The following is a 14602-nucleotide window of genomic DNA, read 5'->3' on the forward strand; positions in this document are numbered from 1 at the left end:
CCCGATGCTGGACTCTCAACCCATATGCGTAGCGTGCGACAGCGCCTCGCGCTATCGCCGCCCTCCTTGAGGGCGTTTCCTCCCTAGACTTGGGCCGCTTGTTGTTTCGAGCGGCCCTTTTTCTTACGCCGCAGGAGCATTGATCGTCGCGATCACGGCCCTCATATCGGTCGCCAGCTCGCGATAGTGCCCGCCCAGCCGCTGGTATAGCTCGCGGTTGCTCCCATCCAGCGTCCTGCTAGCGATCAGCTCGCATTCGTCGGCGAGGATCTCAAATCGTTCCAGCTTTGCTTGGAGAGCAGACATGGCGGGCGTTTCCCTGACACTGTTACTGAGGGAGTTGCGACGCTACTACTCGGACTGTGTCTAACACAGCATAATTATGGGGTAGAACTAAATTCTTCCCGGCAGTGACTTTGACCGATTGATGGGAGCGACTTGTCCGCCGTAGCTCGAACAGCGAAGGCGGAAGCGCATGAGCGTTTCGAGGAATTCCGGAGGCAAATCGAAGCGCTCGGATATGAGGACGATGCGGCGGAGCCGTAATCGGATCGGTAGCGCGCAGCGAAGCCCATCAATTCAGTATCCGCGGCGCGAATGATGGGTATCGCTTCGCTCCACCCTACGAGCGAGTCCTTTCCACCGAATGGAACCCGTTTTGCGGCGCACACAGCCGGCGTCATCGGCTCGGCTCCCGATAAACCCTCCGGAAAGCGTTCATGGCTTGGTGACTCAAACGTGCTGAGGTGAGGGGCTCGCAATTGCTCCAGGTGGATTCTCGCTATGTCCGGACAGGTGTCAGCTTCCCGCGGCCGAACGTTTCTGGCCGGAAAGATCGTCTTCAACTTCGGCCGGTCGGCCTTCGACTGCACGGTCCGCCAGCTCACGGAGACGGGCGCCACCGTGGAACTCGAAAGTGTCGTTGGCATTCCCGATCACATTCAACTGTTGCTCGTCGGCAGCAATCAGGTGAAGCCATGCAAACGGCTGTGGCAATCGGACCGCCAGCTCGGCCTGGCTTTTGAAGAGCAGCAGGCCAACGCTGCGGCGCCCACGCCTGCCGCTCCTGCGCCGGCCGCCATTCCGGAGCGGCGCAGCGGCGATATTCTGCGCGGGCACATGCTGGCGCTGCGCGCGGCGCTCGATCAGATACCCGTCGGCATCCTGCTGTTGGACGTGGAGCTGAAGGCCCAGTTCATCAACCGCGCGTTTCGGAACATGTGGCGGCTTCCGGACGAGGTGGCCGACCGCAACCCCAGCTTCACCGACCTGATGCATCACGGCTGCAAGACGATGGCCTACGAGCTGCCGGCCGCGCAACTCGAAGCCTATGTTGCCGAGCGCGTCCGCCTCGTGAACGTCGGGGACCCGAGCCCGATCGATCTCAGGCGCAGCAATGGCGACGTGGTTCGATGTCAGTGCACGCCGCTGCCCGACGGCGGCCGGATGGTGAGCTACACGCCCGTGACCGACATCGTGCGCGCGTCCGACAAGCTGAAGGTGCTGACCGGCGCGCTCGAGACTGTGGAGGACGGCGTCGTCCTGCTCGACCGCGATCTCAATGCGATCTTCCTCAATCGGCGAATGCGGGAATTCTGGGAGGTGAGCGAGGAGGAGGTCGCGCGGCATCCGGCATACATCACGCTGCTCACGCGCAACCGCCGCGCCGCTCCGACGGGCGCGACCCCGGAGCAGATCAGGGCCTTTCCTGCGAAGCGGATTGCGGAGATCAAGGCAGGCGATCACAAGCGCGACGTGCAGACGCCGGACGGTCGCCATATCAGGATCCATTGCTCGACGATGGCAAACGGCGGTCGCATGCTGACCTTCGTCGACGTGACCGATCTCGTACGCAACGCACGGCAGCTGGAGGTGCTCGCGACCACCGATCCGCTCACCGGATTGTTCAACCGCAGGCACTTCCTGACGACGCTGGATGCGGAGTGGAGCCGGTTCCAGCGCTACTATCGTTCGGTATCCGTGCTGATGGTCGATATCGATCACTTCAAGAGCATCAATGACCGCTTCGGACATGCGGTCGGTGACGAGGCCATCAAGGCTGTCGCCGGGATATGCATTCGGGGCAAGCGCAAGTCCGACGTCGTCGGCCGCGTTGGAGGCGAGGAGTTCGCCGTCCTGCTGCCGGAGACCACATTGTCGCGCGCCCGAACCGTCGCCGAACGCATCCGCAAGAGGGCGGAAGCGCTGACGGTGGGTGCGGATGATCGGCCGGTATCACTCACGGTGAGCATCGGCGTTGCCGAGGCGCTCACAAGCATGCCGGGGATCGATGCCCTAATGAAGGCTGCCGATGCGGCGCTCTACCAGGCCAAGGAGCACGGCAGGAATCGCACGGAGTGCTGGTCACCTCCGTCGCCACCGAAGCTGGCCGCCGGGCAAATTGCAGGTGGTCGGGTCCCCGTCAGGTCCCTATAAGGACTGATAATACATGGTTGCGCGGCGGCCACGATTGTTGCGATGTTGCAACGATGCCTGAACATTTAACCTTAAAAGCACCCGGTCCGTAGTCGCGCCGCTTTTTAGCCACACCCCGACATGAAAGGATATTCACGTAGCTGAATAGCCAGCGCTCCGACGGCGGGACATTTTTTCGGGTTCCGGCGTTGATGGAGGAAAGAGCGCCGGGAACAGGGTCGCGATGGACGCCAAGACGAACATCAAGGGCAGGCTGCCCAGCCGTCACGTGACGGAAGGGCCCGAACGCGCTCCGCACCGGTCCTATCTCTACGCGATGGGGCTGACGACAGCCCAGATTCATCAACCCTTTGTCGGCGTTGCTTCATGTTGGAATGAAGCCGCTCCCTGCAACATCTCGCTGATGCGCCAGGCGCAGGCGGTGAAGAAGGGCGTGGCCTCGGCCGGTGGCACGCCGCGCGAGTTCTGCACCATCACCGTCACCGACGGCATCGCAATGGGCCATGACGGCATGCGCTCGTCGCTGCCGTCGCGCGAATGCATCGCCGATTCGGTCGAACTGACGGTCCGCGGCCACTCCTATGACGCGCTGGTCGGGCTCGCCGGCTGCGACAAGTCGCTGCCGGGCATGATGATGGCGATGGTCCGCCTCAACGTTCCGTCGATCTTCATCTATGGCGGCTCGATCCTGCCCGGCAACTTCCGCGGCCAGCCGGTCACCGTCCAGGACATGTTCGAGGCGGTTGGCAAGCACTCGGTCGGCGCCATGTCGGACGAGGACCTCGACGAGATCGAGCGGGTGGCGTGCCCGTCGGCCGGCGCCTGCGGCGCCCAGTTCACCGCCAACACCATGGCGACCGTCTCCGAGGCGATCGGCCTCGCGCTCCCGTATTCCGCCGGGGCTCCGGCGCCCTACGAGATCCGCGACTCCTTCTGCGCCGCCGCCGGCGAGAAGGTGATGGAGCTGATCGAGAAAAACATCCGGCCCCGCGACATCGTCACCCGCGAAGCCCTTGAAAATGCTGCGGCCGTGGTTGCAGCCTCAGGTGGTTCGACCAATGCTGCGCTGCACCTGCCGGCGATCGCCCATGAGTGCGGCATTAAATTCAATTTGTTCGACGTTGCCGAAATCTTCAAAAAGACTCCTTACGTCGCGGATTTGAAGCCGGGCGGCCGTTATGTTGCCAAAGACATGTTTGAAGTAGGTGGCATTCCGCTGCTGATGAAGACGCTGCTCGACAATGGCCACCTGCACGGGAATTGCCTAACCGTCACTGGCCGAACGATCGCCGAAAACCTCAAAAGCGTGAAATGGAATCCGCACCAGGATGTGGTGCGGCCCGCCGACAATCCGATCACCGTGACGGGTGGCGTTGTCGGGCTAAAGGGTAATCTCGCTCCGGAGGGTGCGATCGTGAAGGTCGCGGGAATGTCCAACCTGAGGTTTACCGGTCCGGCCCGGTGCTTCGACCGCGAGGAAGACGCCTTCGAGGCGGTGCAGAAGCGCACCTACAGGGAAGGCGAGGTGATCGTGATCCGCTATGAGGGGCCGAAGGGCGGTCCCGGCATGCGGGAGATGCTGGCGACCACGGCGGCACTGACCGGGCAGGGGATGGGCGGCAAGATTGCCCTGATCACCGATGGCCGGTTCTCCGGCGCCACCCGTGGCTTCTGCATCGGACATATTGGACCTGAAGCGGCCGTCGGCGGGCCGATCGGGTTGTTGCAAGACGGCGACATCATCGAGATCGATGCGGTCGCCGGCACCCTTAACGTAAATTTGAGCGACGCCGAACTCGCAAATCGTAAGACCAAATGGGCCCCTCGCGCGACGAACCATACATCTGGTGCGCTGTGGAAGTACGCCGAGCAAGTGGGGCCGGCGGTGGATGGCGCAGTCACCCATCCGGGTGGCGCGTACGAGAAACAGTGTTATGCGGACGTTTAGGCGTACGATATTGGCGTTTGCGTTAGGGGCCATCCCGGTGGCGGGCCCCGGATTCGGATTCGACGGCGCACCGGTCAACCCACAAGATACGGTTCTTCCTGTGGTTTCCCCGCAGCCGGGGACCGCCGGCGCGCTGAAACGGGCCGCCACTCCAGTGGCGCCTGCGGCGACCTCGCCGACCTCGTCGTTCAGCACGCTGCAGTACCAGGCCGAAGGCGGCCACCCCGTCGCGCAGTGGAAGCTCGGCAAGATGTACGCCGAGGGCGACGGCGTCATCCAGGACGACATGCGCGCCTTCGAATATTTCAGCCGGATCGCCAATGCGCATGCCGAGGATTCGCCGTCGGCACCGCAGGCCTCGATCGTGGCCAACGCCTTCGTCGCGCTCGGCCGCTACTATCTGAGCGGCATTCCCAATTCCAAGGTGAAGGCGGACACCGAGCGGGCGCGGGAGATGTTCTCCTATGCCGCGTCCTATTTCGGCAATGCCGACGCCCAATACGACCTTGCCCGGCTCTACCTGAAGACGCCGGACGCCTCGCGGGACGACTTCCGCTACGGCGCGCGCTGGCTCGGGCTTGCCGCCCAGAAGGGCCAGCATCAGGCGCAGGCGCTGCTCGGCCAGATGCTGTTCAACGGCGACCGCCTGCCGCCGCAGCGGGCCCGCGGCCTGATGTGGCTGACGCTGGCGCGCGACAGCGCGACGCCGGATGAGGCCTGGATCAAGGAAAGCTACAACCGGGCGATCGCCAAGGCCTCCGAGGACGATCGCGCGATGGCGCTGCAGATGCTCGAGCACTGGGTGCAGGGCCGCCGGGATTGATCTTCCCGCCGGCCGGCGGGGTCAGGCGATCTCGAAATCGAGATCGGCCCAGACCGGGACATGGTCGGACGGCTTCTCCCAAGCCCGCACATAGCTGTCGATGCCGACGTCGATCAGCCGGTCGCTCGCTTGTGCCGACATCAACAGGTGGTCGATGCGCAGGCCCCAGTTCTTTTGCCAGGCGCCGGCCTGGTAGTCCCAGAAAGTGTACTGGCCCGGCTCGTCATTGACCGCCCGCAGCGCGTCGGTCAGGCCGAGGCCGAGCAGCGACTGGAAGGCCTCGCGGGTCTGAGGCCGAAACAGGGCGTCATCGGCCCAGGCGGCGGGATTGTAGACGTCGCGCGCGGCCGGGATGACGTTGAAATCGCCGGCCAGGATCAACGGCTCCTCGGCCTTCAGCCGCTCCTTCGAATACTCAAGAAGCCGCGACATCCACTTGAGCTTGTACGGATATTTGTCGGTATTGGCGGGGTTGCCATTGGGCAGATAAAGGCACGCGACCCGGATCACGCCCTGCTTCAGCGTGACGACGCCCTCGAGGAAGCGGGCATGTGCGTCCTCGTCGTCACCGGCGAGGCCCGATTTGGTTTCGTCGAACGGCAGCTTCGACAGCAGCGCGACGCCGTTGAAGGTCTTCTGGCCGTGGGTGACGACATTGTACCCGAGCGCCTCGACCTCGAGGCGGGGAAACGCATCATCGACGCATTTGATCTCCTGCAGACAGACGATGTCGGGGGAGCACTCCTTCAGCCAGCTGACCAGAAGCTCGATCCGTTGCCGGACCGAGTTGACGTTCCACGTAGCGATGCGAACTGCCATCGGACTTCCTTCATTGTGGGGGCACGTGACCGAGCGCCGCCCCGCTTAGACCAGGCGCTTCCGCATCTCGATGTGCGGGATGCCGGCCTCCTCGAATTCCGCGCCGATGCGCTCGAAGCCGACGCGTGCGTAGAACGGCTCCGCGTGCGTCTGCGCGTTGAGGATCAGTTCCGGATAGCCGAGTTCGGCCGCCTTGGCCATCAGCGCGTCCAGCACGCGGGCGCCTACGCCTGTGCCGCGCGCAGCTTTGAGCACGGCCATGCGGCCGATATGACCGTCCGGCAACAGCCGGCCCGTGGCCAAGGGCGCACCGTCGTCGGCGAACGCCAGCGCATGCCAGCTCGATGCGTCCATGTCGTCCCATTCCAATTCTACCGGCACCCGCTGTTCCTCGACGAAGACGCTGTAGCGGATGGCACGGGAGCGTTCGCGAGCTTCTTCCCAGGGGCAGACAAGGACGGAGGTGGACATAAGGTCGCGATTCGAAAGCTCAATGAAGCAGAACGGATGCGGCCCGGTTACTCAAAACGTCCGGCGATGCGCATGCAAATCACCGGATTGAAGCCGCACTATTTCACTTAGGTGGCATACCATGGGCGGTCCGCCTGTGCTAACCCTCTCAGGAAACAAGGCGCAACAATTGCCGATGGGGGAGTGACGACGCGCACCCGGCCTTCAAGGGAAGCCGGCGGCGCGCGTGCAAAACTTATGAAAAAACGCAATTTGGTTCTGACTGTCGCTGTTCTCGGCATTGCGGCCGGGGCGGCTTACATGACCCGCACTTCATGGATGGGTGGCGGCGCCGCCACCGCGCAAGGGACGGCGCGGCCGCGCGTGGTGTCCGTGGATCTCGCTAAGGCGGAACGCAAATCGGTTCCGGTCGATGTCGATGCCATTGGACAGGTCACGCCGATCTCCAGCGTGGCGCTGAAGTCGCGGCTGGAGACCACCATCGTCTCGGTGCATTTCGAGGACGGCGCCAGGGTCAATGAAGGCGACCTGCTGTTCACCCTCGACGCGCGGCAGATCGACGCGCAGATCGAACAGGCCGAGGGCGTCCTGGCCCGCGACCAGGCCCAGCTCGAGGGCGCGCAGCGCGACCTCCGCCGCTACACCGAACTGGTCGGCAAGGGTGCGACCACCCAGGTCAACCTCGACAACGCCAAGACCCAGTCCGACGTCCTGATCGGCACCATCAAGGCCGACCGCTTCGCGCTGGAGAACCTCCGCGTCCAGAAGAGCTACACCGTCATCCGCGCACCATTCGCGGGACGGATCAGCGCCGCCAACGTCAAGGTCGGCAACTTCGTCCGCCCCGCCGACACCCAGCCGCTCGCGGTCATCAACCAGATGGCACCGGTCTACGTCACCTTCGCGATTCCGCAGCGGGCGCTGGTCGATCTGCGCGACGCCATGGGGAAGGGCGATTCAAAGGTGATCGCGACCATTCCCGGCCACCAGCGCTCCGAGCGCGGCAAGGTCGCGATGGTGGAGAACGCCGTCGACGCGACCACCGGCATGGTGACCGTGCGCGGCATCATGAACAACGAGAGCGAGACGCTCTGGCCCGGCACCATCGTGCAGACCAAGCTGATCATCCGCAGCGAAGACGCGGTCGTGGTGCCGACGGTCGCGGTGCAGCGCAGCCAGAACGGCAATTTCGTCTTCGTCGTCAAGGACGGCGTTGCCAAGGTTCGGCCGGTCAAGGTCGATCGCACCTTCCAGGGCAGCTCGGTGATCTCAGACGGATTGGCGGGCGATGAAAGCGTCGTCGTTGACGGCCAGCTGCTGCTCTCGGAGGGATCGCGGGTTGAACTGCGGGCGCGCAAGGCCGGAGCCTGACCGATGACGCTCTCCGAGCTTTGCATCCGCCGCCCGGTCATGACGACGCTGATCACGGCGTCGATCATCGCATTCGGCGTGTTCGGCTTCCGCCTGCTGCCGGTCTCGGCGCTGCCCAAGGTGGACTTCCCGACCATCGCGGTGACCGCGACCCTGCCCGGCGCCAGCGCCGACACCATGGCGGCCTCGGTCGCCGGCATCATCGAGCGCCAGCTCTCGACCATTGCCGGCATCTCCTCGATGTCCTCGAACTCCTCGCAGGGCACGAGCGTCATCACCATCCAGTTCGACCTCAACCGCAACATCGATGCCGCCGCGCTCGACGTGCAGACCGCGTTGACGATCGCGCAACGACGGCTGCCGATCGAGATGACGATCCCGCCGAGCTTCCGAAAGGTGAACCCGGCGGACTTCCCGGTGCTGTTCGTCTCGCTCGGCTCGGCGACGCTGCCGCTGTCGAGCGTCAACGAATACGGCGACATCACGATCGGGCAGGCACTGTCGCAGCTGCCGGGCGTCGCCCAGGTCTTGATCTACGGCGCGCAGAAATTCGCCATCCGCGTTCAGGCCGATCCGGAGGCCGCCGCCGCGCGCGGCGTCTCGATGGAGGATATCCGCGCCGCGGTGTCGCGCGCCAATTCGTCGACGCCGGTCGGTACCTTGAATGGCCCCAAGCAGGACGTCGCGCTGCAGGCCTCCGGCCAGATGGACAAGGCGGCCGACTACCGCCAGATCTATGTCGCCTGGCGCAACGGCTCGCCGGTCCGGCTCGACGAGATCGCCAAGGTCTATGACAGCGTCGAGAACGACAAGATCGCGACCTGGATGAACGACGAGCGGGCGATCGTGCTCGCGATCCAGAAGCAGCCCGACGCCAACACCGTGGCGGTGGTCGACGCCGTGCTGGCCAAGCTGCCGGCGCTGCGCGCCGCGATCCCGCCCTCGGTGACCATGCAGGTCATGATGGACCGCTCGGTCTCGATCCGCCAGGCGGTCAGCGACGTCGAGGAGACCCTGCTGATCGCGATCGGCCTCGTGATCCTCGTGATCTTCCTGTTCCTCCGCTCGGCCTCTGCCACCTTCATCCCGGCGCTCGCGGTGCCGATCTCGCTGTTCGGCACGTGCGCGGCGATGTACGCGCTGGACTACTCCATCAACAACATGACGCTGCTGGCGCTGACGCTCTCGGTCGGCTTCGTGGTCGACGACGCCATCGTCATGCTGGAGAACATCGTCCGCCACATCGAGCACGGCATGAAGCCGTTCGAGGCGGCGCTGAAGGGTGCCCGCGAGATCGGTTTCACGATCATCTCGATCACCTTCTCGCTGATCGCCGTGTTCATCCCGGTGCTGCTGATGGGCGGCATCGTCGGCCGCGTATTCCGCGAATTCGCGGTGACGATCTCGGTTGCGATCATCGTCTCCGGCTTCGTGTCGCTGACCCTGACGCCGATGCTGTGCGCCCGTGTGCTGCGCGCGCATGACGCGACCAAGCGGCCGAACGTCGTGCTGCGGGCGTTCGAGGCGATGTTCGAGGCCTGGCTGCGGGCCTATGAATGGGCGCTGGATTGGGTGCTGGCCAAGAAGGCCCTGATGCTGGTGGTGACGCTGGCTACGCTGGGCGGCACCGTCTACCTCTACATGATCGTGCCGAAGGGCTTCTTCCCGCAGGAGGACACCGGCTTTCTGATCGGCGTGACGGAGGCTGCGACCGACACCTCGTTCGAGGCGATGAAGGTGCGCCAGCAGGCGCTGGTCGAGGTGCTGCGGACCGATCCGGCGATAGAGTACATCAACTCTACGGTCGGCTCCGGCGGTCCCAATCCGACGGCGAATTACGGCCGTCTGTTCATCGCGCTGAAGCCGCAGAAGATGCGTGACAACGCCACCGTGGTGATCGGCCGTCTGCGGCAGAAGGCGCGCGAGATCCCGGGCATGCAGGCGTTCTTCCAGAGCATCCAGAACCTCAGCATCGGCGGGCGCATCTCCAAGAGCCAGTATCAGTATGTGATGCAGAGCGGCGATACCGAGGCGCTGTACCGGCTGGCGCCCGAGATGCGCGACAAGATCGAGAAGATTCCGGGCTTGCTCGACGTTACCACCGACCTGTACATCAAGAACCCGCAGATGACGGTCGACATCGACCGCGAGAAGGCGGCGGTCTACGGCGTCACCGTCGATCAGGTCCGCAACCAGCTCTACAACGCCTATGGCGCGCGGCAGGTCGGCACCATCTACATGCCGTCGAACGACTACCAGATCATCCTCGAGGTGCAGCCGCAGTTCCGCGTCGATCCGTCCGACCTCTCGAAGCTCTACATGAAGACCGCGAACAACCAGACCATTCCGCTGGATGCGGTGGCGAGGCTGGTGCCGACGGTCGGGCCGTTGCAGATCAACCACCAGGGCCAGCAGCCGGCGGTGACGATCTCGTTCAACCTCGCGCCGGGCACCTCACTCGGCTACGCGGTCGACAAGATCACCGAACTCGAGCAGACCGCGAACCTGCCGCCGACGATTGTGACCGGCTTCTCCGGCACCGCGCAGGTGTTCCAGGATTCGCTGCGCGGGCAGGGCGTGCTGATCCTCGCCGCGGTGTTCGCAGCCTTCGTGATCCTCGGCATTCTCTACGAGAGCTTCATCCACCCGATCACCATCATCTCCGGCCTGCCGTCGGCCGGTATCGGCGCGATCCTGACGCTGATGATGTTCGGGATGGAGCTGTCTGTGATTGCGATGATCGGCATCGTGATGCTGGTCGGCATCGTCAAGAAGAATGCGATCATGATGGTCGACTTCGCGCTGGAGCGTCGCCGCGTCGGCCTCAGCGCCGAGCACGCGATCCGCGAGGCGGCACTGCTGCGCTTCCGTCCGATCATGATGACGACGTTCGCGGCGATCTTCGGCACGCTGCCGATCGCGCTCGGCGCGGGTGCCGGCGCCGAACTGCGTCAACCGCTCGGCGTCGCCGTGGTCGGCGGCCTCTGCGTGTCGCAGCTGCTGACGCTGTTCATCACGCCGGTGATCTACATCTATCTCGACCGCATCGACCGCAGGCTGCGCCGCAAGCTCGACCCGCAAGCCGAGGCGGGCGGCGACGTCGAGCGGCCGCAGGTGGTCGCGGCGGAATAGCCGAGCATTCGGCGCGAGCCGGAAACCGGCGCGCCGGGAGAAACCGCCCGGGATCGCGAAGCGTTAGATCGAGAAGCTGGTGCCGCAGCCGCAGGAGGCGGTGGCGTTCGGATTGACGACGCGGAACGAGGCGCCGATCAGGTCGTCGACGAAGTCGACCTCCGAGCCCGCGAGGAACGGGACCGAGGCGGGATCGATCAGCACCACCGCGCTGTCGCGTTCGATCACGAGGTCGTCATCGGCCTGGGTGCGCTCGACGTCGAACTTGTACTGGAAACCGGAGCAGCCGCCGCCCTCGACCGAAATGCGCAGCTTGGCGCCTTCGCCTTCCTTGCTGAGGATCTGCCCGATCCGGCGGGCGGCCCGTTCGCTGACGGTGATGGCAGCAGTCATGTCGGTCTCCGAAACCCTATTTGAGCATGATCCGATCCGGATCAGGCCCGGCGTCATCCCCAATTCATTTGGTCGGCCGCCTCAGTCATAGTTAAGTGCGTCGGACCATGGAATCAAATGGATAAGGACTAAAATACAGTGTCGGTCGGAATGGCTGCCCCCCGCGCGCCTTATGCCTGCGACCCCGATCGCAGCCGCGGCCGGCTGGTCGCGGAGCCGCCGAGCCGGACCCGGAGCCCGTTCCGGCGCGACTGCGACCGGGTGATTCATTCCACCGCGTTCCGCCGCCTCAAGCACAAGACGCAGGTCTTCGTCTTCCACGAAGGCGATCACTACCGCACGCGGCTGACCCATTCGCTGGAGGTCGCGCAGATCGCCCGGGCGCTGGCCCGCCAGCTCGGGGTCGACGAGGACCTGACCGAGACGCTGGCGCTGGCGCATGACCTCGGCCATCCGCCGTTCGGCCATGCCGGGGAGCGGGCGCTCGACGAATGCCTCAGGGATGACGGCGGCTTCGACCATAATGCGCAGGCGCTGCGGGTCGTCACCTCGCTGGAGCATCGCTACCCCGAATTCGGCGGGCTGAACCTGACCTGGGAATCGCTCGAGGGGATCGTCAAGCACAACGGTCCGCTGACCGAGCGCGGTGGCGCACCCGCCGGCCGCTACCTGGTAAGTGGAATCCCGATCGGGATTGCCGACTACAACAAGGGCCACGACCTCGAGCTCTGGAGCTATGCCTCGCTCGAGGCGCAGATCGCGGCCTTCGCCGACGACATCGCCTATGACGCGCACGATATCGATGACGGCCTGCGTGCCGGCCTGTTCGCGGTCGACGACCTCAAGGAGATGCCGCTGACCGCTGAGATCATCGCCGAGATCGACCGCCACTATCCCGGGCTCGACGAGGTCCGGCGCGGCGCCGAACTGGTCCGTGAGCTGATCTCACACTTCATCAGCGCGGTCTTCAACGAGGCGAGCCGGCGCCTCGCGGCCGCGCAGCCGCAATCGGCGCACGACGTGCGCCACCACAATACCCCGCTGATCGCGTTTCCGTCGGAGGTGGCGGAGCAGGAGGCGGCGATCAAGGCGTTCCTGTTCCGGCGGATGTATCGCCACAAGCGGGTGATGCTGGTGATGGGGGAGGCGGAGGAGGTGGTCCGCAATCTGTTCGAGCGCTACCAGCAATCGCCTGAAGACCTGCCGGCGGAATGGATCGAGGGCAGCGTGCAGGAGACCGGAAGCGCTCGGAACAGGCGGATCGGCAATTTCATTGCCGGGATGACCGACCGTTTCGCCCTGATCGAGCACCAAAGGCTTTTTGACTCGACCCCGGATTTGCGTTAGCGCCCTGCCATGGCCGACACCACTACTTCACCACACCTTTTTGCCGACATGCTGACGCGCGTGCATGCGATCTGTGCCGCTGTCGCAGCCGAGGACAATTGGCCCGCCGGCATCGATCTGTCCCGCGTCGTGGTGGAGCCGCCGCGCGACGCCAGCCATGGCGACATGGCGACCAATGCCGCGATGGTGCTCGCCAAGGATGCCAAGGCCAAGCCGCGCGAGCTCGCCGACAAGATCGCCGAGCGGCTGCGCGCCGATGCGCTGGTGGCCTCGGTCGATGTCGCCGGGCCCGGCTTCATCAACCTGACCTTGAAGCCGCAGGTCTGGGCGGACGCGCTGCGTGCCGTGCTGGCCGCCGGCTCGGCTTACGGGCGCAGCGACATCGGCAAGGCCGAGAAGGTCAATGTCGAATATGTCTCGGCCAACCCGACCGGACCGATGCATGTCGGCCATTGCCGCGGCGCCGTGTTCGGCGACGCGCTGTGCAGCCTGCTGCAATTCGCGGGCTTCGACGTCTGCCGCGAATACTACATCAACGACGCCGGCGCTCAGGTCGATGTGCTCGCGCGCTCGGCGTTCCTGCGCTACCGCGAGGCGCTGGGCCAGGACATCGGCGCGATCCCGGAAGGGCTCTATCCCGGCGATTACCTCGTGCCGGTCGGCGAGGCACTCGCCAAGGAATATGGCAAGAAGCTGCTCGACATGAGCGAAGCCGAGTGGCTGCCGATCGTGCGCGACAAGGCCATCGCGATGATGATGGAGATGATCAAGGGCGATCTCGCCGCGCTCAATATCCATCACGACGTGTTCTTCTCCGAGCGCTCGCTTATCACGTCAGGAAACAACAAGGTCGCCGAGACCATCGATTTCCTGCGCGCCAAGGGCGACATCTACGAGGGCCGCCTGCCGCCCCCGAAGGGCAAGCCGGTCGAGGACTACGAGGACCGCGAGCAGTCGCTGTTCCGCGCCACCGCCTATGGCGACGACGTCGATCGTCCGCTGATCAAGTCGGACGGCTCCTACACCTACTTCGCATCCGACATCGCCAACCACCGCTACAAATTCGAGCGTGGCTTCACCAATCTGATCGACGTGTTCGGCGCCGATCATGGTGGCTACATCAAGCGCATGCAGGCCGCCGTGAAGGCGGTGACCGCGGGCAAGGCTGTGCTCGACGTCAAGATCGTGCAGCTCGTGAAGCTGCTGCGCGACGGCGAGCCGGTGAAGATGTCGAAGCGGTCCGGCGAATTCGTCACGCTGCGCGAGGTGGTCGACGAGGTCGGCTCCGACGCTGTCAGATTCATGATGCTGTTCCGCAAGAACGACGCGGTGCTCGATTTCGACCTCGCCAAGGTGATCGAGCAGTCAAAAGACAACGCGGTGTTCTACGTCCAGTACGGCCACGCCCGCGGCCATTCGATCTTCCGCAACGCGCGGGAGGAAGCGGTTCCCGATCTGCCCGAGACCGATGAGGCCCGGCTGGCCTATCTCCGTAATGCTACGGTCGAGCGGCTGACCGACCCGGCCGAGCTCGAACTGCTCAAGCGGCTTGCGCTTTATCCGCGGATAATCGAGGCTGCCGCGGTGGCACATGAGCCGCACCGAATCGCTTTTTATCTCTATGATTTGGCCAGTGAATTTCATGCGCTTTGGACCAAGGGGCGCGATTTGCCCTATTTACGCTTCATTATCAATAATGATGCAGAGATCACGAGGGCGCGACTGGCAATGGTTCAGGGCGTCGTCTCGGTTCTGGCATCGGGCTTAGCTGTTCTAGGCGTCCACGCTCCGACCGAGATGCGGTAGGCAGGGGCATTAGGCCCTCACGAGTGGGGATTTGTGAGGGCATCTGGCAGGGGCCA

11 protein-coding genes are annotated in these 14602 nt (G+C 64.5%); 7 read left to right on the forward strand and 4 right to left on the reverse strand.

Annotation, left to right across the window (positions count from 1 at the left end; genetic code table 11):
- Positions 1 to 123 precede the first annotated feature (123 nt).
- Positions 124 to 306: a hypothetical protein gene (locus ACVMDN_RS16125; RefSeq protein WP_016846867.1), complete on the reverse strand. Its 183-nt coding sequence runs from the start codon at positions 304 to 306 to the stop codon at positions 124 to 126.
- A 477-nt stretch (positions 307 to 783) separates the two neighbouring features.
- Here ACVMDN_RS16125 and ACVMDN_RS16130 point away from each other — a divergent pair, with 477 nt between their 5' ends.
- The 3 genes from ACVMDN_RS16130 (at position 784) to ACVMDN_RS16140 (ending at position 5207) form a co-directional block, all read left to right on the forward strand.
- The gene (locus ACVMDN_RS16130) at positions 784 to 2436 is read left to right on the forward strand and encodes a sensor domain-containing diguanylate cyclase (RefSeq protein ID WP_253623902.1); all 1653 of its coding nucleotides are present in this window, start codon (positions 784 to 786) and stop codon (positions 2434 to 2436) included.
- A 223-nt stretch (positions 2437 to 2659) separates the two neighbouring features.
- On the forward strand, positions 2660 to 4384 hold the full coding sequence (gene ilvD, locus ACVMDN_RS16135; RefSeq protein WP_018271516.1) for a dihydroxy-acid dehydratase: 1725 nt from the start codon (positions 2660 to 2662) through the stop codon (positions 4382 to 4384).
- Positions 4371 to 5207 (forward strand): tetratricopeptide repeat protein, encoded by an 837-nt coding sequence (locus tag ACVMDN_RS16140; RefSeq protein ID WP_026192730.1) that lies wholly within the window; start codon positions 4371 to 4373, stop codon positions 5205 to 5207. Before ilvD ends, ACVMDN_RS16140 begins: the two co-directional genes overlap by 14 nt.
- Before the next feature lie 21 nt (positions 5208 to 5228).
- Here the strand turns inward: ACVMDN_RS16140 and xth are convergent, their stop codons facing one another.
- Both xth and ACVMDN_RS16150 read right to left on the reverse strand, forming a co-directional pair.
- Positions 5229 to 6026, reverse strand: coding sequence for an exodeoxyribonuclease III (gene xth, locus ACVMDN_RS16145; protein WP_076828641.1), 798 nt, complete (start codon positions 6024 to 6026; stop codon positions 5229 to 5231).
- A gap of 45 nt (positions 6027 to 6071) precedes the next feature.
- A complete protein-coding gene (locus tag ACVMDN_RS16150) occupies positions 6072 to 6497 on the reverse strand; it encodes a GNAT family N-acetyltransferase (RefSeq protein ID WP_057018546.1) in 426 nt (141 codons plus the stop codon).
- 237 nt (positions 6498 to 6734) lie between these two features.
- On the opposite strand from ACVMDN_RS16150, the gene ACVMDN_RS16155 reads away from it, so the two are divergent.
- Both ACVMDN_RS16155 and ACVMDN_RS16160 read left to right on the forward strand, forming a co-directional pair.
- Positions 6735 to 7868 (forward strand): efflux RND transporter periplasmic adaptor subunit, encoded by a 1134-nt coding sequence (locus ACVMDN_RS16155; RefSeq protein WP_057018545.1) that lies wholly within the window; start codon positions 6735 to 6737, stop codon positions 7866 to 7868.
- A 3-nt stretch (positions 7869 to 7871) separates the two neighbouring features.
- Complete coding sequence (locus ACVMDN_RS16160) at positions 7872 to 11000, forward strand: efflux RND transporter permease subunit (RefSeq protein ID WP_141340441.1); 3129 nt, start codon at positions 7872 to 7874, stop codon at positions 10998 to 11000.
- A 63-nt stretch (positions 11001 to 11063) separates the two neighbouring features.
- Here the strand turns inward: ACVMDN_RS16160 and erpA are convergent, their stop codons facing one another.
- Complete coding sequence (erpA, locus tag ACVMDN_RS16165) at positions 11064 to 11393, reverse strand: iron-sulfur cluster insertion protein ErpA (RefSeq protein ID WP_016846874.1); 330 nt, start codon at positions 11391 to 11393, stop codon at positions 11064 to 11066.
- Positions 11394 to 11531: 138 nt separating this feature from the next.
- Between erpA and ACVMDN_RS16170 the strand changes: the two genes are divergently transcribed.
- Positions 11532 to 12740 (forward strand): deoxyguanosinetriphosphate triphosphohydrolase, encoded by a 1209-nt coding sequence (locus tag ACVMDN_RS16170; protein ID WP_141340440.1) that lies wholly within the window; start codon positions 11532 to 11534, stop codon positions 12738 to 12740.
- 9 nt (positions 12741 to 12749) lie between these two features.
- On the forward strand, positions 12750 to 14546 hold the full coding sequence (gene argS / locus ACVMDN_RS16175; protein ID WP_141340439.1) for an arginine--tRNA ligase: 1797 nt from the start codon (positions 12750 to 12752) through the stop codon (positions 14544 to 14546).
- Positions 14547 to 14602 lie beyond the last annotated feature (56 nt).

The organism is Bradyrhizobium sp. USDA 4510 (assembly GCF_054059095.1).